Annotated in this window: 15 protein-coding genes and 1 pseudogene; 14 read left to right on the forward strand and 2 right to left on the reverse strand. The window is 41.0% G+C overall.

Annotated features, from left to right (window positions below; translation table 11 throughout):
* Nucleotides 1-133 precede the first annotated feature (133 nt).
* Nucleotides 134-415, reverse strand: coding sequence for a YgaP family membrane protein (locus ACGLXV_RS00685; protein WP_391557075.1), 282 nt, complete (start codon nt 413-415; stop codon nt 134-136).
* A 268-nt stretch (nt 416-683) separates the two neighbouring features.
* On the opposite strand from ACGLXV_RS00685, the gene ACGLXV_RS00690 reads away from it, so the two are divergent.
* From ACGLXV_RS00690 to gatB, 14 genes are all read left to right on the forward strand, one after another.
* The gene (locus tag ACGLXV_RS00690; protein WP_391557076.1) at nt 684-2,426 is read left to right on the forward strand and encodes an adenine deaminase C-terminal domain-containing protein; all 1,743 of its coding nucleotides are present in this window, start codon (nt 684-686) and stop codon (nt 2,424-2,426) included.
* Nucleotides 2,427-2,478: 52 nt separating this feature from the next.
* Nucleotides 2,479-3,519 carry a DUF3048 domain-containing protein gene (locus ACGLXV_RS00695; protein WP_391557077.1) on the forward strand — a complete coding sequence of 347 codons (1,041 nt, stop codon included), beginning with the start codon at nt 2,479-2,481 and terminating at the stop codon, nt 3,517-3,519.
* A 16-nt stretch (nt 3,520-3,535) separates the two neighbouring features.
* Nucleotides 3,536-3,850, forward strand: coding sequence for a YerC/YecD family TrpR-related protein (locus tag ACGLXV_RS00700; protein ID WP_066057816.1), 315 nt, complete (start codon nt 3,536-3,538; stop codon nt 3,848-3,850).
* 484 nt (nt 3,851-4,334) lie between these two features.
* Complete coding sequence (gene pcrB, locus ACGLXV_RS00705) at nt 4,335-5,027, forward strand: heptaprenylglyceryl phosphate synthase (RefSeq protein WP_391557078.1); 693 nt, start codon at nt 4,335-4,337, stop codon at nt 5,025-5,027.
* Nucleotides 5,028-5,079: 52 nt separating this feature from the next.
* A complete protein-coding gene (gene pcrA / locus ACGLXV_RS00710; RefSeq protein ID WP_391557079.1) occupies nt 5,080-7,302 on the forward strand; it encodes a DNA helicase PcrA in 2,223 nt (740 codons plus the stop codon).
* A gap of 135 nt (nt 7,303-7,437) precedes the next feature.
* Complete coding sequence (gene ligA, locus ACGLXV_RS00715; protein ID WP_391557080.1) at nt 7,438-9,444, forward strand: NAD-dependent DNA ligase LigA; 2,007 nt, start codon at nt 7,438-7,440, stop codon at nt 9,442-9,444.
* A 10-nt stretch (nt 9,445-9,454) separates the two neighbouring features.
* Entirely contained in the window at nt 9,455-10,624 is a 1,170-nt protein-coding gene (locus tag ACGLXV_RS00720) for a CamS family sex pheromone protein (RefSeq protein ID WP_119706449.1), read from the forward strand.
* 109 nt (nt 10,625-10,733) lie between these two features.
* Complete coding sequence (pruA, locus tag ACGLXV_RS00725; protein WP_391557081.1) at nt 10,734-12,281, forward strand: L-glutamate gamma-semialdehyde dehydrogenase; 1,548 nt, start codon at nt 10,734-10,736, stop codon at nt 12,279-12,281.
* Between the two features lie 580 nt (nt 12,282-12,861).
* Nucleotides 12,862-14,370: a sodium/proline symporter PutP gene (gene putP / locus ACGLXV_RS00730; RefSeq protein ID WP_391557082.1), complete on the forward strand. Its 1,509-nt coding sequence runs from the start codon at nt 12,862-12,864 to the stop codon at nt 14,368-14,370.
* A 901-nt stretch (nt 14,371-15,271) separates the two neighbouring features.
* The gene (aceA, locus tag ACGLXV_RS00735) at nt 15,272-16,555 is read left to right on the forward strand and encodes an isocitrate lyase (RefSeq protein WP_391557083.1); all 1,284 of its coding nucleotides are present in this window, start codon (nt 15,272-15,274) and stop codon (nt 16,553-16,555) included.
* Nucleotides 16,556-16,728: 173 nt separating this feature from the next.
* A complete protein-coding gene (locus tag ACGLXV_RS00740) occupies nt 16,729-17,154 on the forward strand; it encodes a YueI family protein (protein WP_391557084.1) in 426 nt (141 codons plus the stop codon).
* Nucleotides 17,155-17,463: 309 nt separating this feature from the next.
* Nucleotides 17,464-17,754: an Asp-tRNA(Asn)/Glu-tRNA(Gln) amidotransferase subunit GatC gene (gatC, locus tag ACGLXV_RS00745; protein WP_391557085.1), complete on the forward strand. Its 291-nt coding sequence runs from the start codon at nt 17,464-17,466 to the stop codon at nt 17,752-17,754.
* A gap of 11 nt (nt 17,755-17,765) precedes the next feature.
* Nucleotides 17,766-19,223: an Asp-tRNA(Asn)/Glu-tRNA(Gln) amidotransferase subunit GatA gene (gene gatA / locus ACGLXV_RS00750; protein ID WP_119706458.1), complete on the forward strand. Its 1,458-nt coding sequence runs from the start codon at nt 17,766-17,768 to the stop codon at nt 19,221-19,223.
* 11 nt (nt 19,224-19,234) lie between these two features.
* Complete coding sequence (gene gatB, locus ACGLXV_RS00755) at nt 19,235-20,662, forward strand: Asp-tRNA(Asn)/Glu-tRNA(Gln) amidotransferase subunit GatB (RefSeq protein ID WP_391557086.1); 1,428 nt, start codon at nt 19,235-19,237, stop codon at nt 20,660-20,662.
* A 47-nt stretch (nt 20,663-20,709) separates the two neighbouring features.
* Here the strand turns inward: gatB and ACGLXV_RS00760 are convergent.
* Nucleotides 20,710-20,947: pseudogene (locus tag ACGLXV_RS00760) on the reverse strand (Crp/Fnr family transcriptional regulator); the annotation flags it as partial.

Raw genomic sequence — 20,947 nt, forward strand, 5'->3', positions numbered from 1 at the left:
CGCCTAGTGTCCTTCGCTCTCCGCCCTACGATAAGTCAACATCGAATCGCCTCTGGCTCTTCGTGTTTCCTTTATCTCAGTTGGAGCGCTCCAGGCCATACGGCGCTGACCAGGGCGCTTGCGCTTTTCTTTTTTATTGCGTGCTGTACGGTAAAAACTGTTCCGTCATTGATTTTTCGTTAGAAGATTGATTTTGATTGCTTCTCAAATTTTGTTCTCTTTCATAAAGGGCAACGATGGGACAAAAACGAACAATCCCCTCTGCTACCTTCATAGCACCTAAAACTCCTAGCAATACATAGGAATCTCTCCAAGGCATTTTTGTATGTTTCGCTGTACTCCATGCTAAGACGCTTAAACCAATGGTTATACGGACAAGGGCATTTACGATTCCAATATTGGGCTTTACATTCATGGAATTGTCACTCCTTTACATTTTTTTAAAAAAATTTAGTACTTCTTTACTGCGTTAAACAGTGAAATATGATACTATAAAAACCAAACCTATAAAATGTAAGGGTTTTCATTTTGCGTAGGTAGGGTTGTATTTCTAACAAGATCTTTAAAAAACTGTGTGAAAGAATCTTACAAACTAATGGTAGAATTTTGATATTTCATCTATTGTTACCCGTAATATGACAAAATTTTTCTAAGATAACAACACTGCGTAAGGAGGGACATACATGCTGGATCAGCGATATCGATGGAAAAATAAACATATTAGAGAACATATTTCCGTTCTAGATGGAAATGTTTCTCCGACTATTCTATTAACAAATGCTAAGTACTTAAATCAAACGTTTCGTACTTGGATGACAGCAAATATATGGATATACGAGGACCGTATTATTTACGTTGGCGACAAATATCCTGACAATGTAGAGCATTGTGAGATCGTGGATTGCTCAGGTCTTTTATTGGTGCCAGGCTATATTGAGCCACATGCGCATCCCTTTCAAATATATAATCCCCATTCGCTTGCGCACTATGCATCGCAGTGTGGAACGACAACACTAATAAATGACAATATGGTGCTTGCATTGCAGATGGAAAAAAATAAAGCGTTTTCATTTATGAGGGAGATGCGAAAATCGCCAACCTCCATGTATTGGTGGTGCCGTTTTGATGCACAAACAGAGATTCGAGAAGAAGAACAAATTTTTTCACATAGCAATGTGAAATCTTGGCTTGAACACGATGCGGTCATTCAAGGAGGAGAGCTTACCGGTTGGCCTAAACTCCTTGATGGTGATGATATGATGCTTCATTGGATGCAAGAAGCCAAACGAATGAGAAAGAAAGTGGAAGGTCATTTTCCAGGGGCATCTGAAAAAACATTGGCGAAAATGATGCTTTTTGGGGCGGACTGTGATCATGAAGCGATGACAGGAGAAGAAATTTATAACCGTCTGATGCAGGGTTATATGGTTTCTTTAAGGCATTCCTCTATTCGTCCAGATTTACCTGTCCTACTAGATGAAATTCATCAACTTGGAATCACCATGTACGATAAATTTATGTTTACTACGGACGGTGCATCTGCTCACTTTTACGAAAATGGAATCATTGATGAAATGATTCGTATCGCCATTGAAAAAGGCGTACCAGTCATTGATGCCTATAATATGGGGACGATTAATGTAGCACGCTACTATAATGTAGAACACTTGCATGGAAATATTGCGACAGGAAGAGTAGCAAATATTAACTTTTTGACAGATGAGCGTAATCCAACCCCTGTATCTGTTCTTGCAAAAGGACAGTGGGTGAAAAGGGACGGAGAAGACACCAATGCCTATGAGCAGCTAAATTGGGTGGATATGGGGTTTGAACCGTTAAAGTTAGACTGGGAACTAACCATGGATGATTTTCAGTTCTCTATGCCATTTGGAATTAAAATGGAGAATGCCGTTATTACAAAGCCATATTCTGTGTCTATTGATGCAAATTATGATGAGCTTTCGTGTGACCATGATGAGTGCTTCTTCATGCTAATTGATAAACATGGCAAATGGAGAATCAACACGATGTTAAAAGGATTCTCTAACAAGGTGCAGGGCTTAGCTAGCTCGTATTCGACTACAGGAGATATTATTTTAATTGGAAAAAACAAATATGAAATGATGAACGCTTTTCACCGAATGGTCGAATTAGGTGGAGGAATTGTCATCAGTGAAGAAAGAAGAATCGTGTTAGAAATTCCACTGCCATTAAGTGGAGTGATGAGTGATCACTCAATAGAGAGACTGGTGGAGGAAGATAAGGAATTGCTTGCTTATTTGAAAACGAAAGGGTACGCGTACGCAGATCCTTTTTATACCTTACTTTTCTTCTCATCCACTCATCTGCCGTATATCCGAATCACGCAACAAGGGATGTACGATGTGATGAACAAAATGATACTCTTTCCAACGATAATGCGTTAAAATATAAAAGGACATCATAGAAAAAGCATAGAAAAAGATTATTAGGGGTGTAATGATGCTAAGGAAATGGATAGCAGTCGGGTTGGCATCTGCCTTCTTATTAACTGGCTGTAATAAAGTAGAAGAGGTTCAAAAGGAAAGTGAAAAACCAGTCGAAGAGGGAGATACAGTTGTAGAGGAAGTGTCCCAAACCTTTGAAGCTCCTTTATCTGGTGTGGAACTATCGGAAGAACCTTCTGGTCGAGCGTTTGGTGTGATGATCAATAATGATCCAAAAGCAAGACCGCAGTCCGCACTGAACCAGGCAGACATCGTTTACGAAGTGTTAGCAGAAGGTAATGTAACGAGATTTCTGGCCATTTTTCAAAGCGAACATCCTGAAAATATTGGGCCAGTGAGAAGTGCAAGAGATTATTATATCGACCTTGCCAGCGGGTATGATGCGTTATATATCGCTCATGGGTACAGCCCTGAGGCACAGGAAATGCTTACGAGTGGTGTAATAGATAATTTAAATGGAATGCAGTATGATGGTACGCTTTTTAAACGTGCGAGCTTTAGACAACCGCCGCATAACTCCTATATTTCCTATGAGAGTATTTTAAAAGGAGCAGAGCAGGTTGGGTACGACATGACGGATGTTCCAGATGCTCTTCCATTTTATGAGGAAGAAGAGTTAGCCAGCATCACAGGTGAGGCTGCTGAGAATGTGACAGTTGCCTATTTAAAGAGTAATCTTTTTAAGGTGGACTACAAATACGATAACAGTAGCAAAAAATATGCTAGATATTCAAATGATGAACAAACGATAGATTTAGATTCAGAAGAGCCTGTTCTTCTCGACAATGTCTTTATTGCTGAGATGGAGCACACGGTACTGGATGACTCTGGAAGAAGAGAAATTGATTTAACCTCTGGTGGAAAAGGGTATTTGCTGCAACAAGGAAAGCTTCTACAGGTAGAGTGGAAAAATGTAGATGGAAGAATTCTACCTTTCTTAGATGGCGAAGAGGTCAAGTTTGTTCCAGGAAAAACATGGATCAATATCGTTCCAACAAATCCAGGATTGGAACAAACCGTTACGATACAATAATAAAGGAGTCTAGATAATGCAAATTGATAAATTAAGAGGCAAAGAGCTCGACCAGTTATTTAAGGCGGTTTTAACGTTAAAGGATTTAGAAGAGTGCTATAAGTTTTTTGATGATTTATGTACGGTAAATGAAATCCAATCATTAGCACAACGGTTAGAAGTAGCCCGTATGCTACGTGAAGGGAAAACCTACCATAAAATCGAAACAGAAACTGGTGCTAGTACAGCAACCATTTCACGTGTAAAGCGTTGCTTGAATTACGGTAACGATGCGTATGAAATGGCATTAGAGCGTGTAAAGGAAGAAGAAGCAGGAACGATTTCGGAATAAAAAAATAGCGGGATAAAAGGATTAGAGATGAGAATATCTCTAATCCTTTTTTGAATTTCCCTTTTTACAAAAGCAGTAAAGCGTGTTTGAAAAATAAGCGGAGAAATTTCTCTTAATTAGGGAAATCGCACTGAAAATAGCTAAATAGACGGAAAGATTCCGACTATTGGCTCGAAAAACGTGAAAATGGGTAATTTTGCTTTGCTTAACCGGAAAACCTCCGCTTATATACCCCAAAACAAGCTGTATTCAGTAGCTTAACAGAAAAATCTCCGCTTATTTGTACCAACTAAGCTTCTTTAAACCCGCCAGATTTTTTAAAAAACTCTCCTGTATCCATGTGAACTCCCTCCTTCCTATTTTGAAAATATTAATGATGTTAACTTAGAAAAAATGAAACCGGACAGAAATCTTCGGTTTTCTTTTTTGTCCCATTCGCTAGTGCTATAATGGTGTAATGTGATAGTAGATTGGAGGTTACAGCATGTACGATGCAAGAGAATGGCGTCATGCTTTTAAATTAGATCCTGATAAGGAAATCTCAGATGAAGCGCTGGAGAGAATATGTGAGTCAGGCACAGATGCCGTCATTGTTGGTGGGACGGATGGAGTAACGGATGAAAAGGTACTTGATTTGATGGCAAGAATTAGAAGATACACGGTGCCTTGTGTGTTGGAAATCTCAAACCTTGAGTCGATTACACCAGGTTTTGATCTTTATTTTATCCCTACGGTCTTAAATAGTCCTGATGCGAAATGGATTGTTGATTTGCATCATCAAGCAGTGAAGGAATATGGGGAGATTATGAATTGGGATGAAATTCTTGTTGCAGGATATTGTATCTTGAACGAAAATTGTAAAGCAGCCAAACTAACCCATGCACAAACATCTTTAACCAAGGAAGATGTGGTTGCTTATGCGCAAATTGCTGAGAAGATGTTTCATTTACCCATCTTTTATTTAGAATACAGTGGAGCCTATGGGGACCCTGAAATTGTGAAGGCTGTTAGTCAATCAACACAGGAGACAACCGTGTTTTACGGTGGAGGTATTCATACATTAGAGCAGGCGAAGGAAATGGCTGAACTAGCAGATGTGATTATTGTGGGAAATGCTGTTTATGACAATTTAGAAGAAGCTCTTCAAACGGTCGAAATTAAATTGATTAAAAGGTAGTATAAAGGTAAAATAGAATAAGAACATATGTTTGTATGGTGGTGAAAATATAGTGCAATACTTAACAGATAAATTATTAAATGGTTTAAATCCTGAACAACAGCGAGCGGTGAAAACGACTGATGGTCCTCTGTTATTGATGGCTGGTGCGGGTAGTGGTAAGACGAGAGTACTAACGCATCGTATTGCCTATTTAATGGTAGAGAAACAAGTGAATCCGTACAATATTTTGGCGATCACGTTTACAAATAAAGCGGCGCGTGAAATGAAAGAACGTATTTATTCCATGATGGGTGGAGTGGCAGATGAAATCTGGGTATCTACCTTTCACTCGATGTGTGTACGCATATTAAGAAGAGATATTGACCGACTAGGATACAATCGTAATTTTACGATTCTTGACACAACGGACCAACAATCTGTTGTTAAGACGATTTTAAAAGAAAAAAACCTTGATCCAAAAAAGTATGATCCACGTGCAATTCTTGGGGCCATTAGTTCAGCCAAAAACGAACTGATTGGGCCAGAAGAATTCGCGAAAAATGCGGGCGGTCATATGGATCAAATTGTTGCTGATGTGTATGAAATGTATCAGAAGCGATTGCGCAAAAATCAAGCCCTTGATTTTGATGATTTAATCATGACTACGATTCAGCTTTTTCAGCGTGTTCCTGAGGTACTAACTTTTTATCAACGGAAGTTTCAATATATACATGTGGACGAGTATCAAGATACAAACCGTGCTCAGTATATGCTGGTCAAATTGTTGGCTCAACGCTTCCAAAATCTATGTGTAGTTGGTGACTCGGATCAGTCGATTTATCGCTGGCGTGGGGCAGATATTGCCAATATCCTTTCTTTTGAAAAGGATTATCCGCGTTCAGAGGTTATCCTTCTAGAACAAAACTACCGCTCTACGAAGAGAATTCTTTTTGCCGCAAATGAAGTGATTAAAAACAATCTAAACCGTAGAGACAAGAATCTTTGGACCGAAAATGCAGAGGGAAATAAAATCTTCTATTATCGTGCGGACAGTGAGCAAAGTGAAGCACAGTTCGTAGCTGGGAAAATTAAGGAAGCTGTTCAAAGTGGAAAACGAAAATACTCCGACTTTGCCATTCTGTACAGAACGAATGCCCAGTCCCGTGTAATGGAGGAAGTGTTACTAAAGTCGAACATTGAATACTCCATCGTCGGTGGGGTAAAGTTCTATGACAGAAAAGAAATCAAAGATACACTTGCCTACTTACGCTTGATTGCAAACCCTGATGATGATATAAGCCTGACACGTGTTATCAATGTTCCAAAAAGAGGGGTCGGATCTAGCTCAGTTGATAAAATTGCCAACTTTGCGGACATGCATGATATGTCTATGTTCCAAGCACTTGGATCGATAGAGTTAATTGGCTTAAGTCCGAAAATCACAAAGGCGTGTCGTGAGTTTTACGATTTGATTAATAACTACACACATATGCAAGAGTATTTATCAGTAACAGAGCTTGTAGAAGAAGTGTTAGAGAAAACAGGCTATTATGAGATGTTAAAAGCGGAAAAATCGATTGAAGCACAAAGTCGACTAGAAAACTTGGACGAATTCTTGTCTGTTACGAAAAACTTTGAAGAAGGAAATGAAGATAAAAGTCTGATTGCCTTCTTAACGGATCTTGCCCTTGTTGCAGATATCGATAAGTTGGATGAGGATGGAAAGCAAGTCGATACCGTCGTGTTGATGACTTTGCACTCCGCAAAAGGTCTTGAATTTCCTGTCGTGTTCCTATTAGGACTAGAGGAAGGAGTTTTCCCTCATAGTCGATCTCTTATGGAAGAAGCGGAGATGGAGGAAGAGCGTCGCTTGGCATATGTGGGAATTACAAGAGCGGAGGAAGAACTGTTTATCACGAATGCACAAATGAGGACATTATTTGGGCGTACGAATATGAACCCTCCTTCTCGATTTATAGGAGAGATTCCAGCCGATCTGATTGATGGTCTAGAGCCGAAAAAGACGTCACTACAATCACAGTCAGCCAGTCCTTTCGCCGCTAGACAAGCTGCCGCTGTTCGCAAACCAGTACTCCGTCCAATGACGAACTCAACGGGTGGAGAAGAGCTGGGATGGAAGGTGGGCGACAAAGCCGTTCACGGAAAATGGGGCACAGGTACAGTTGTTAGCGTAAAAGGCGAAGGAGAAGGTATTGAACTTGATATCGCATTCCCTAAACCAGTTGGGATTAAACGACTACTTGCAAAGTTTGCTCCGATAACAAAAGGGTAAACATTTCAATCAATCAAGCGATTGATTGGAATTGCTTAAGGCTTTGAGACAACTGGCACGAAGGCAATTCAATCAAACGTTTGATTGAAAATTATTTTTCTATTTTAAAATAATTCTGATGGAAGGGTTGAGTACATGGATCAACAAGCTGCGGAAAAAAGAGTACAAGAGCTGCATGTCCAGTTAAATCAGTTAAATTACGAATATCACGTATTAGACCAACCAACCGCTTCAGATGCTGAATATGATCAATTATTAAGAGAATTAATCAATCTGGAAGAAACTTTTCCTGAACTGAAAAGTCCGGACTCCCCTACACAACGTGTAGGTGGAGCCGTCTTAGATATGTTTGTAAAGGTACAGCATCAATCTCCTATGCTTAGTCTCGGCAATGCCTTTGGGGAGCAGGATTTACTGGATTTTGACCGACGTGTACGCCAAGCGGTTGGAGATCAAATTTCTTATGTGTGTGAATTGAAAATTGATGGTCTAGCGGTTTCGCTTCGTTACGAAAATGGTTTATTTATTCAAGGAGCCACAAGAGGTGATGGAACCATTGGGGAGGATATTACGTCTAATTTACGTACGATCAAATCCATTCCACTTCGAATAAAGGATCCTGTGTCTATAGAGGTTCGTGGAGAAGTATTTATGCCACGGAAATCATTTGAGCAATTAAACTTATTGAAGACAGAACGTGGGGAAGAGCTGGCAGCAAACCCTCGTAATGCAGCGGCTGGATCACTACGACAGCTGGACCCAAAGATTGCTGCGTCTCGTAACCTTGATATCTACCTCTACAATATCGCTGATGTTGGGGAGACAGGTGTCGTCTCACATAGTGAAGGATTAGACTTGTTAGAAAGCCTTGGCTTTAAAACCAACAAGGAAAGAAGAAAATGCTCTTCTATTGAAGAAGTGATTACATACGTCAATGAGTGGACGGAGCAGCGACCAAATCTTCCGTATGATATTGATGGGATTGTGATTAAGGTCGATTCCCTCGCACAGCAAGAGGAGCTAGGAACGACTGCAAAAAGTCCACGTTGGGCCATTGCTTATAAATTTCCTGCCGAAGAGGTTGTGACCACACTAAAGGCAATCGAATTGAGTGTTGGTCGAACCGGTGTTGTTACGCCAACGGCAATTTTAGAACCTGTCCGTGTAGCAGGAACGACCGTACAACGTGCCTCTTTACATAATGAAGATTTGATTCGTGAAAAAGATATCAAAATTGGCGATCAGGTGGTTGTAAAAAAAGCAGGAGATATTATTCCAGAGGTCGTAAATGTTCTCGTTGAGAGGCGAACAGGGGCAGAGGAAGAGTTCCGTATGCCAACTCATTGTCCTGAATGTGAAAGCGAGCTAGTGAGGCTTGAAGAGGAAGTGGCACTGCGTTGTATTAATCCAAAATGTCCGGCACAAATCAGAGAAGGATTAATTCACTTCGTTTCTAGAACGGCTATGAATATTGATGGTCTTGGTGAAAAGGTGATCAGTCAGTTATTTGCAGAACAATTGATTGAAGATGTAGCGGATATTTACAAACTTACCTTTGATCAGTTGATTCAATTAGAGAGAATGGGAGAAAAGTCAGTTAACAACCTGATCGATGCCATTCAAGCTTCAAAAGCCAATTCTCTTGAAAAGCTGCTATTCGGATTAGGCATCCGTCATGTGGGAGCCAAAGCAGCAAAAACTCTTGCACAAGAATTTGAAACCATTGACCGACTAGCGTTGGCAACTGCTGAAGAGTTAACAGCCATCAACGAAATCGGAGAAAAAATGGCCGAATCGGTGGTCGCTTACTTTGAGCTTGAAGAAGTAAAAGAGTTAATTGAAGAGCTAAAGGAAGTCGGAGTTAATACGATTTATAATGGCCCGAAAAAGGTGGCTGTTGAAAACATCGATCATTTCTTTGCTGGAAAAACCATTGTCCTAACAGGGAAGCTAGAGCAGCTTTCTCGTAATGAGGCAAAGGAAAGAATAGAAGCGTTTGGCGGCAAAGTCGCTGGAAGTGTAAGTAAAAAGACAGATTTGGTAGTCGCTGGGGAAGATGCTGGATCCAAATTAACAAAAGCAGAGCAGCTTGGAATTGAAGTATGGAATGAAGAGAGATTAGTCGAAGAATTGAAGAAATAGAGGTGATACCATGAGGAAGATTCTAATGGTTGCTCTTACCGTTCTCTTGAGTTTAACCGCCTGTGCTCCTAACCTTCAGAAGCAAGAAGAGGTGGTACAGGAAAACGATGATACAAAGGAAAAAGCCATTATACCGAAGTATCAGATTTCTGATCAATACTATCGGACGATCCTACCTTTCGAGCCCTCACAAGCACGAGGGTTAATCGTAAATAACTTAAACACAAGATACGATATTAGTGAGTTTGAAACAGGGTTAATGAGGCTTGCGCAAACGTCCTTTGGTCCAGATAAGTACCTTTTTAAGGAAGGACAAAACCTTGACCGGGAAACGGTTGGTTTATGGCTGAACCGGAAAATGACGGCGGGGCAGCTACAGGATGCAGGTTTGAAAGAAGATGAAAACATTGGTTTGAATCCGCAAATTCCCGAAGGTGGAGATATAGCAGCGAATAATGAACAAAACCCGATTTATTTAGCGCATCTTTTAGAGCACAACTATCTTCTTAAAGATGAAGACGGAACGGTTCGTCTCGGAGGAGTGGTAATCGGGTTGGCATTAAACTCTGTCCATTATTACCAAAAGGAAGCTTACGGTGCCACGTTTGAATCCGAAATTTCTCAAGCAAAACTTGAAGAAGAAGGAAAAAGAATCGCTGGTGAAGTACTTACTAGACTTCGGGGGATGAAGAGCTTAGCGAATGTCCCCATTACGATTGCACTTTTTAAACAAAAAAGTCGATCGTCTGTTGTTCCAGGGAATTTTATCGCTTACGCTTCAGCAGATAAAGGAAGTTCAAAATTGGGAGCTTGGCAAAGCGTAAACGAAAATTATTTCCTATTTCCGTCTACCGAAGCGACAAATGCCCATCGTGACGATGTGACCTTCTTTTTGAATTTTAAGCAGGACGTGGAAACGTATTTTCCGAACTTTAACGGTGTCATTGGTCAGGCTTTTTATGTAGGAGATCAACTTCAAGAGTTGAAAATCGATATACCGATCCAGTTTTACGGAAAAGCAGAGGCAGTTGGCTTCACGCAATACGTAACAGGGTTAGTGATGGAACATTTCCCTGACTACTATTCAGTAGAAGTGAATATCACTTCCGTCAATGGACAAGAGGGTCTCATTGTGAAAGAGGCTGGAGACAAAGAACCATTCGTTCATATTTATCAGTAAATCTAAAGACAAGGTGGATGCCTTGTCTTTTTTCTGTTCATTTGAAGGAGCATTCATTTCCATGCTAAAATGAGTGTGAAACGTTTTCATACATAAGGAGGCGGAAGAAATGGTACAACAGTATAAACATGAACCATTCACAGACTTTTCTAATGAACATGAACGCGAAGGATTTTTATTAGGCTTAAAAACAGTGGAAGGATATCTTGGCCAAGACTATGATTTAATCATTGGTGGCGAGCGAATTTCTACAGAAGATAAAATTGTTTCATATAATCCATCACATAAAATAGAAGTAGTTGGACGCGTCTCCAAGGCGAATCGTGAACTAGCAGAAAAAGCCATGCAAGCGGCTGTGGAGGCATTTAAAACCTGGAGAAAAGCAAAGCCAGAATTACGTGCAGATGTGCTCTTTAAAGCAGCTGCCATCATACGCCGTCGCAAGCACGAATTCTCTGCCCTGTTAACAAAGGAAGCGGGGAAACCCTGGAGAGAAGCGGATGCTGATACAGCTGAAGCGATTGACTTCCTAGAATATTATGCTCGTCAAATGCTGCTTCTTAAGGACGGTGTACCGGTAAATAGCCGACCAAATGAATTTAACCGTTATGACTATATTCCATTGGGTGTAGGGATCATCATCTCTCCTTGGAATTTCCCGCTTGCCATCATGGCTGGAACAACCGTAGCTGCCATCGTTTCCGGGAATACGGTTCTTTTAAAACCAGCATCTACCACACCTGTTGTAGCAGCGAAGTTTGTGGAAGTAATGGAAGAAGCAGGTTTACCGAAGGGTGTACTCAACTTTGTACCTGGTAGCGGAGCGGAAGTCGGTGACTACTTGGTAGATCACAAGGATACGCGTTTTATCTCCTTTACAGGATCAAGAGATGTGGGACTTCGGATTTTCGAGCGTGCATCTAAGTTGAATGAAGGCCAAATCTGGTTAAAGCGTGTGATTGCAGAGATGGGTGGAAAAGACACCATCGTCGTCGATAAGGAAGCTGATCTTGAATTAGCGGCACAATCCATTGTCGCCTCGGCGTTTGGCTTCTCTGGTCAAAAATGTTCTGCGTGCTCCCGTGCAGTCATCGTAGAGGATGTTTACGATAACGTCTTAAAGCGTGTGGAGGAACTAACCAATCAATTAACTCTTGGCAATCCTGAAGAGCAAAGCACGTATATGGGACCTGTGATAGACCAAAGTGCTTTTAATAAAATCATGAGTTATATTGATATAGGCAAGAAGGAAGGCCGTCTAGTCGCTGGAGGAGGGGGAGATAACTCTAAAGGCTTTTTTATCAAGCCTACCGTTTTCGCTGACTTAGCTCCGAATGCACGATTAATGCAAGAAGAAATCTTTGGCCCGGTTGTTGGCTTTACAAAAGCAAAGAACTTTACAGAAGCGATTGAGATAGCCAATAACACGGAATATGGATTAACGGGTGCCGTAATAACAACCAACCGTGAACATATGCAACAAGCCCGCGAAGACTTCCACGTAGGAAATCTATACTTTAACCGCGGCTGTACAGGTGCAATTGTAGGGTATCAGCCATTCGGAGGCTTTAATATGTCAGGGACCGATTCAAAAGCGGGCGGACCTGACTACTTGTTGCTGCATTTGCAGGCAAAAACAACATCTGAATTGTATTAACTAACATGCTAAGCACCACACCAGATTTGGGTGGTGTTTTTTTTGTGAGTTGAATGCCTTTGAAGTAAGGGGTGGTGGTTATGACGTGAGTGTGGTGGGTGAAGGAGAGAGAGGAGTCATAAGAAGCGGGTTATGACGCGAGAGTGAAGGCTGAACGAGTGAGAGAAGTCATAAGAAGCGGGTTATGACGTGAGAGCAAGGGGGAAACGAGTGCAAGGAGTCATAAGAAGCAGGTTATGACTTCAGGGCAAGGAAAACACAACTTGAGGAGTCATAAAAACAAGAAAATGTAGGTACTAGTTCACTAGAATTCGCTCCCAAAAACCCATTTTTTCAACTTAATTTTATAAATTTAAATGTATACATATCAGTAAATGGTGAGTTGAGCCCTATGAGCATACGAATACTATGAATATTTATAAATTAATGAATTAGTTATCAGATAATTCAGTTAGATAGAACCCTCTATGTATGCTACGCTTGTTACGTTGGTTCGGTCACGGCAAGAAATCATGTGTATAATTTTACAGAAAAATTGTATGAGCCAATAAAATAGTGAGAGGGGAAATGTGAAAAAAATATGGAAACAGCTACGTTAGTTACTTTTATTGTGTATCTAGTTGGCATGCTGATCATTGGTTTGATCTCGTTTAAGCTAACTAGCAACCTATCGGACTATGTCTTAGGAGGAAGAAGTCTTGGACCAGGTGTGACAGCTTTAAGTGCTGGTGCTTCTGATATGAGTTCATGGCTACTACTTGGATTACCAGGGCTTGCTTATGCCACTGGATTGGATTCCATTTGGATGTGTGTGGGTTTAATCATTGGTGCTTATTTAAACTGGAAATTTGTTGCATCAAGACTAAGATCGTACACTGAGGTGGCAAATGATTCGATTACTGTCCCCGATTTTTTTGAAAATCGCTTCAAAGATCAATCGCGTTTACTACGAGTTATCTCCGCGTTAGTTATATTAATCTTTTTCACCTTTTACGCATCCTCAGGTTTAGTAGGAGGAGCACTGTTATTCCAAGAAACCTTTGGAATGTCTTATAATACAGCTCTCTTTATTGGAGCCATTGTTATTATTTCGTATACGTTCTTAGGAGGCTACTTAGCGGTCAGTTGGACGGACTTTTTCCAAGGTTTATTAATGTTCTTAGCATTGGTCATAGTACCGATTGTTGCTATTATGAAATTAGGTGGTTGGGGTGAATCGATGGACGCCATCCGCAGTATTGATCCATCCTATCTCAATGCATTTGATTCGGTGACGGTTATGGGGACGATCTCATTACTTGCGTGGGGATTAGGATACTTCGGTCAACCGCATATTATTACCCGCTTTATGGGGATTCGTTCCACGGAGGAAGTAAGAAAAGCTAGATGGATTGGAATGGGCTGGATGACCATTTCGATTGTTGGAGCGATCATTGTCGGGTTGGTCGGAATCGCTTATTTTGCTGATAATCCACTTATTACAGCGGATGTAAATAATAGTGAGAAAGTGTTTATTTTTTTCTCAGACATCATGTTTAATCCTTGGGTATCAGGAATTCTGCTTGCTGCCATTCTTTCGGCGATTATGAGTACCATAGATTCACAGCTATTAGTATCTTCCAGTGCGTTAGCCGAAGACTTCTACAAAGCGCTGTTCCGAAAGAATGCTAGTGATGCAGAATTGGTGTGGGTTGGTAGAGCGGGAGTAATCGTTATTGCTCTTGTGGCCATTGCACTTGCTTATACAGGCAATCCTGAAAATGGTGGAGCGTCTATTTTAGACCTTGTTAGTTATGCATGGGGAGGATTTGGAGCGGCATTCGGTCCGGTAATCATTCTGTCTCTCTATTGGAAGCGAATGAACCGAAATGGTGCTCTAGCTGGTATGATTACTGGTGCTGTTACCGTGGTTGTGTGGAAGCAGTTAACCGCGGCTGGCATTATCCCGTTTGAGTTATATGAAATTGTACCAGGATTTATTTTAGCGACGATTGCCATTATCGTGTTCAGCTTAACAGGAAACGAACCGAAGAAAATCATTAAAGAAGAGTTTGTTGAAGCAGTTGAGAATGATATTGAAACTAAATAAATGATGTATGAACCACTCGCGAGTATGTGAGTGGTTTTTTGTTGTTGTTTAGGAAATTAAACAGCTGATGAAAATAATAGTGTCGAGAGATCATAAATAATTTTTAGGAACGTAAAGGGTACTAAAAGGTGAGGATAGCAAATAAGAGTGCTGGATCGCAAATAAAAATTCAGAATAGCAAATAAGAGTGCTGGATCGCAAATAAAATTTCAGGATCGCAAATAAATTTCTGGAATCGCAAATAAAAATTCAGGATCGCAAATATAGTTCTGGAATCGCAAATAAAAATTCAGAATCGCAAATATATCCTGGAAATCGCAGATAATCATCTAAAAAGAGAGCTCCACGGAAAAAAATTTGTTCAAAAGTGATTGAATTTAATGAAATATGCCTCTAGAGCATCAAAAAGTGCTGGCCGAATGCAGTTTCGGCCAGTTTTTTGTTGATTAACTTCCGATTTTGACTCACCTCCGATCCTATCCGCCTCCATTTTTGGATTCGTCTAGTTCTATCGGCTTGCCTTACGCTTGTCGGAGCTGACGGTCCAATAGAGAGGTTCTAACTGCCCATCAGAGTCCAAGTGAGCAACAACCGGTCAATTAGAAAGTGTTATCTGTCGCCCCTAAACCAGCCGCCCCTGCTTTTGGTGTCGTCTAGCTCCAGCGGCTAGGGGCTCGGGGTCATAAGCCAAAGCCCTCCAGAGGTCAGGACCTCCTGCGGTCTTCGTCTTATGCCTGTCACCCCTGACCAAGCCGCATCCGCTTTTGAAATTTGTCGAAAAAATAATCTGAAAATTTTAGAAAAAGTGGTTCCTATCTCCGAATCTCTGTTATATAATACAACATATAAAGATAACTGTATTATAACAATAGGGACATGAACGAAGGGAGAGATTTTTACAATGACAAATGAAAGAGTAAGAGAGTTACAGGAAAGCTGGGAGATGGATGCGCGTTGGAAGGGGATTGAAAGACCGTATTCTGCCGAAGAGGTTATTAAATTAAGAGGTTCGATTGATATTGAACATACGCTGGCTCGCAGGGGAGCAGAAAAACTGTGGAATCTTGTGAAGGAAGAAGACTTTGTAAATGCACTTGGAGCATTAACGGGCAATCAAGCGGTTCAACAGGTGAAGGCGGGCTTGAAGGCCATATACTTAAGCGGCTGGCAAGTGGCAGCTGATGCTAACCTCTCTGGACATATGTATCCAGATCAAAGCTTGTATCCAGCAAACTCTGTACCAAGTGTGGTAAAGAGAATTAATCAAGCGTTACAACGCGCGGACCAAATTACTCACTCGGAAGGGGACGACTCGATCGACTGGTTTGCACCGATTGTGGCGGATGCGGAAGCTGGATTTGGTGGACAATTGAACTGTTTTGAATTGATGAAAGGCATGATTGAAGCAGGGGCGGCTGGTGTTCACTTCGAAGATCAACTCTCATCTGAGAAAAAATGTGGTCATTTAGGCGGAAAAGTACTACTTCCAACGCAAACCGCTGTACGTAACCTCATTGCGGCACGTCTTGCTGCTGATGTAATGGGTGTTCCAACTGTACTAGTGGCAAGAACGGATGCCAATGCGGCAGACTTGATTACAAGTGATGTGGATCCGGTTGATGCTCCGTTCATTACAGGGGAAAGAACGCCAGAAGGATTTTTCCGTACGAAGGCTGGACTCGACCAGGCGATTGCTAGAGGGTTAGCATACGCACCATACGCAGATCTGATTTGGTGCGAAACATCCGAGCCGAATATTGAAGAAGCACGTCGATTTGCCGAAGCGATCCATGAGAAATTCCCTGGAAAGCTTTTAGCATATAATTGTTCTCCATCGTTTAACTGGAAAAAGAAGCTGGATGATGACACGATTGCGAAGTTCCAAATCGAGCTTGGTAAGATGGGCTACAAGTTCCAGTTTGTAACGTTAGCTGGTTTCCATGCACTAAACCACAGTATGTTTGAACTTGCTCGTGGGTATAAGGACCGTGGAATGGCAGCGTATTCAGAGCTTCAGCAAGCAGAGTTTGCTAGCGAAGAAAATGGCTATACGGCTACAAGACATCAGCGAGAAGTGGGTACAGGTTACTTTGACCAAGTCTCAATGGTGATTTCTGGTGGTACTTCTTCCACAACTGCTTTAAAGGGGTCAACGGAAGAAGAGCAGTTTACTGCAACAAAGTAAGTAGCTTCAAACTTGTTCAAACTTGTTTTACACCTTTATTTGTAACCTCCATTTTGTCCTTCTCTTTCTATTGAAAGGGGAGGAATTTTTTTTGTCCTTACGATTGGGTTATACTTTATATACGAACAATTATTAGGGGATCTACATACAAATTTAAGGAGGAGGGATGATATATGCGACCTGATATTGATGATTATTTGCAGCAAGGGATTCACGGGAAAAAGGAAATCAATCCTGATGAAAGACGCCGATTTTTAGGAACATTACGAGAACGTGTCGTCATTGCCTTAAAACAACCACAGCTGATTGAACCAGGCATCTATCCAGAGGTGGAGACAGCTCTTAAAGAAAATAAAAAAGCGCATCTCTATTTAAATGGCAACATGACCTATGAGTACTTATCTAAGTATAAAAAAGTAGCCGATCAGTATGATGTAGAGTATACGCTTGTGACAAACAAAGAATATGATTCGGAACTGGGGCTTGTTCTTGCTTATGATTACGCAATAGATAAGGAAAACATTTATGTCGAAAAGAAAGTAAGCATAGATCCAACTCCAAAGAAAAAGGGCTTCTTTGGAAAGCTATTTGGTCATTAACTTGGCAGTCACGAAAAGTGTACTGCTTTTTCTATTAAGATTAAGAAAGATAAAATATTGAACTTTGAACAGTGTCTAGTTCCAGCGCCCAGCGACTAGTGTACTTCGCTCTCTTCCCTACGATAAGTCAACATCGGATCACTTGCGCTCTCCGTGTTTCCTTTATCTCAGTCAGAGCGCTCCAGTCCTGTCGTGCGCTAAACGGGCGCTTCCACTTTTCTTATATTCCCTTTGCCCAAAGCCTAAAACTTTGATATCATCAGTGTATTATTGTGTGAAAAGTTCAAAAAAATTTATGGAGGTGAGAGGATGTCAAGAATATCCATCGAAGAGGTAAAGCATGTGGCGCATTTAGCGAGACTTGCCATTACAGAAGAGGAAGCTGTGAATTTTCAAAAACAGCTAGATGCAATCATTTCATTCTCGGAGCAATTGAACGAGCTTGATACTGATAATGTGGAACCGACATCCCATGTTTTAGATATTAAAAATGTATTAAGAGAAGATGTTTCAAAAGAAGGCTTGCCACAAGAGCTTGTCTTAAAAAATGCACCAGATCAACAGGACGGACAAATCAAAGTTCCGCCGATTATTGAGTAAGGAGGGACAATATGAGCTTATTCGATCAAAAAGTATCTGATCTTCATGAGCAGCTACATAAAAAAGAAATTAGTGTTACAGATCTTGTAGAAGAGTCGTATAAAAGAATATCAGAAGTCGAGACCCAAGTGGGCGCATTTTTAACATTAGATGAAGAGCGAGCACGAAGCCAAGCCAAAAAACTAGATGAAAAACTAGGAACGGACGAAGCAAAAGGTTTGCTATTCGGTATGCCGGTAGGGGTTAAAGACAATATTGTAACAAAGGATTTACGTACAACAGCAGCAAGCCAAATTCTACATAATTTTGATCCAATCTATGATGCAACCGTTGTGACAAAGCTTCAGGAAGCAGAAACCATTACGATTGGGAAACTAAATATGGACGAGTTTGCCATGGGATCGTCAACAGAAAACTCCAGCTTTAAAAAGACGAAAAACCCTTGGAATTTGGAAACCGTTCCTGGTGGATCTTCAGGAGGTTCAGCAGCAGCCGTAGCAGCCGGTGAGGTTCCTTTTTCATTAGGTTCCGATACAGGTGGATCTATTCGCCAACCTGCTAGTTTTTGTGGAGTGGTTGGATTAAAGCCTACGTATGGACGAGTATCTCGATTTGGATTAATTGCTTTTGCTTCTTCACTAGACCAAATTGGTCCGATTACTAGAACCGTTGAAGACAACGCCTACGTATTACAGGCCATTGCCGGTGTGGATCCAATGGATTCGACGTCTGCCAATGTTGAGGTTCCATCGTATGTGAACGCCTTAACAGGTGAAGTAAAAGGATTAAAAATCGGAGTTCCTAAGGAATATCTTGGAGAAGGTGTAAACCCAGAGGTTCGCGAATCTGTCATGCAGGCGTTAGCAACGCTTGAAAAGCTAGGAGCCACTTGGGAGGAAGTTTCTTTACCTCACTCGAAGTATGCTCTTTCTACGTATTACCTACTAAGTTCTTCAGAAGCTTCTGCTAACTTAGCACGCTTTGACGGAGTCAGATATGGCTATCGTTCTCCTAATTCGAACAACTTAATGGAGCTGTATAAAAACTCAAGAGCAGAGGGCTTTGGAGATGAAGTGAAACGCAGAATTATGCTTGGGACCTTTGCTTTAAGCTCAGGCTATTATGATGCGTATTATAAAAAAGCACAAAAGGCACGTACATTGATTAAAAAAGATTTTGAGGATGTATTTGCAAAATATGATGTGATCGTTGGACCAACAACACCAACACCTGCTTTTAAAATCGGTGAAAAAACAAGCGATCCATTAACAATGTATGCTAATGATATTTTAACCATTCCAGTAAATCTTGCTGGGGTACCTGGAATTTCTGTGCCATGTGGTTTTGATCAAGGACTGCCATTAGGTTTACAAATTATCGGTAAGCACTTTGACGAAGCAACTGTCTACCGTGTAGCTCATGCATTTGAGCAGGCGACAGACTTCCACAAGCAAAAGCCAGGTCTGTAAGGGGGATAAGAATGGAATTCGAAACGGTAATTGGACTTGAAGTCCATGTAGAGTTAAAAACAGAATCAAAAATCTTCTCTGCAAGTCCCAACCATTTTGGTGCGGAACCAAATACCAATACAACGGTGATTGACCTTGGATATCCAGGTGTTTTGCCGGTATTAAATAAAAAGGTGGTTGACTACGGGATGAAGGCTTGTATGGCCTTAAACTGTAACGTCGCAACCCATACGAAGTTTGATAGAAAAAATTACTTTTATCCAGATAACCCGAAAGCATACCAGATTTCTCAATTTGACCAGCCGATTGGTGAACACGGGTTTATCGAAATTGAAGTAGACGGGTATAAGAAGAAAATCGGCATCACAAGAATTCATTTAGAAGAGGATGCTGGGAAGCTGAATCATGAAAATGGATACTCTCTATGTGACTACAATCGTCAGGGAACACCTCTTATTGAGATTGTATCAGAGCCGGATATTCGTACAGCGAATGAAGCCTATGCTTATTTAGAAAAATTAAAATCGATTATTCAATATACAGGAGTATCTGATTGTAAGATGGAGGAAGGCTCCTTACGTTGTGATGCGAATATTTCGATTCGTCCAGTGGGACAAGAGGAATTTGGGACAAAGACCGAGTTAAAGAACTTAAATTCATTTAACTTTGTTCGCAAAGGAATCGAATATGAAGCGAAGCGTCAGGAAGAAGTGGTTCGAGCTGGGGGAGAGATTCAGCAGGAAACACGTCGTTATGACGAGGCAACAAATACCACTTTATTAATGAGGGTAAAAGAAGGTTCTGAAGATTATCGTTACTTCCCTGAACCAGATTTAACGGATTTGTATATTGATGAGGAATGGAAGGCCCGCATTGCTGCAGAAATTCCTGAACTTCCAGATTCAAGACAGAAGCGTTATACCGAAGAGTGGGGATTACCAGCGTACGATGCGGCTGTTTTAACAGTTGTAAAGGAAACAGCTGACTTTTTTGAAGCAACGGTGGCTGCTGGAGCGGATCCGAAACAAGCATCCAACTGGATTATGGGAGAATTATCAGCTTATTTAAATTCCGAACAAAAGGAACTTGCTGATGTAGCCCTAACACCAGAAGGTCTTGCTGGAATGATTAAGCTCATTACTGACGGAACCATTTCTTCCAAGATTGCGAAGAAGGTGTTTAAAGAGCTTGTTGAAAAAGGCGGCAGTGCTGAGAAAATTGTAAAAGACCAAGGTCTAGTACAAATTTCTGATGAAGGTGCTCTACTAACAGTAATTGCTGAAGTTCTTGATGCCAATCCACAATCCATTGACGATTTTAAAAATGGTAAGGAAAAGGCGATTGGTTTCCTTGTTGGTCAGATCATGAAAGCAACAAAGGGCCAAGCAAACCCACCACTAGTAAACAAACTATTGCAACAAGAAATCAGAAAACGCTAATAAAAAAGATTCCCTTGCTTAAATGTAGCAAGGGAATCTCTTTATAGTTAGGCTTTTTGTTGAAGAAGGTCTGCCCCTTTTTTGAAAACCGTTTTGCGAAGGAAAGGAACAACCCAATAGTCTAAGCCGTAACGTCCTGCATTGAATCCGGCAGTAAGAATGATCACACCCATTAGAATGTCTGTAGGGTTATGAGATACCGTACCAGCAAGCATGAAAGAGAAGTTCATGACTAGACCAAAGAACATAGCAGCACTTGTAAAGCAACCAAGAATTAATCCTAAA

This window comes from Robertmurraya sp. (genome assembly GCF_036676585.1).
In the GTDB taxonomy this organism is placed as follows: Bacteria; Bacillota; Bacilli; order Bacillales; family Cytobacillaceae; genus Robertmurraya_A.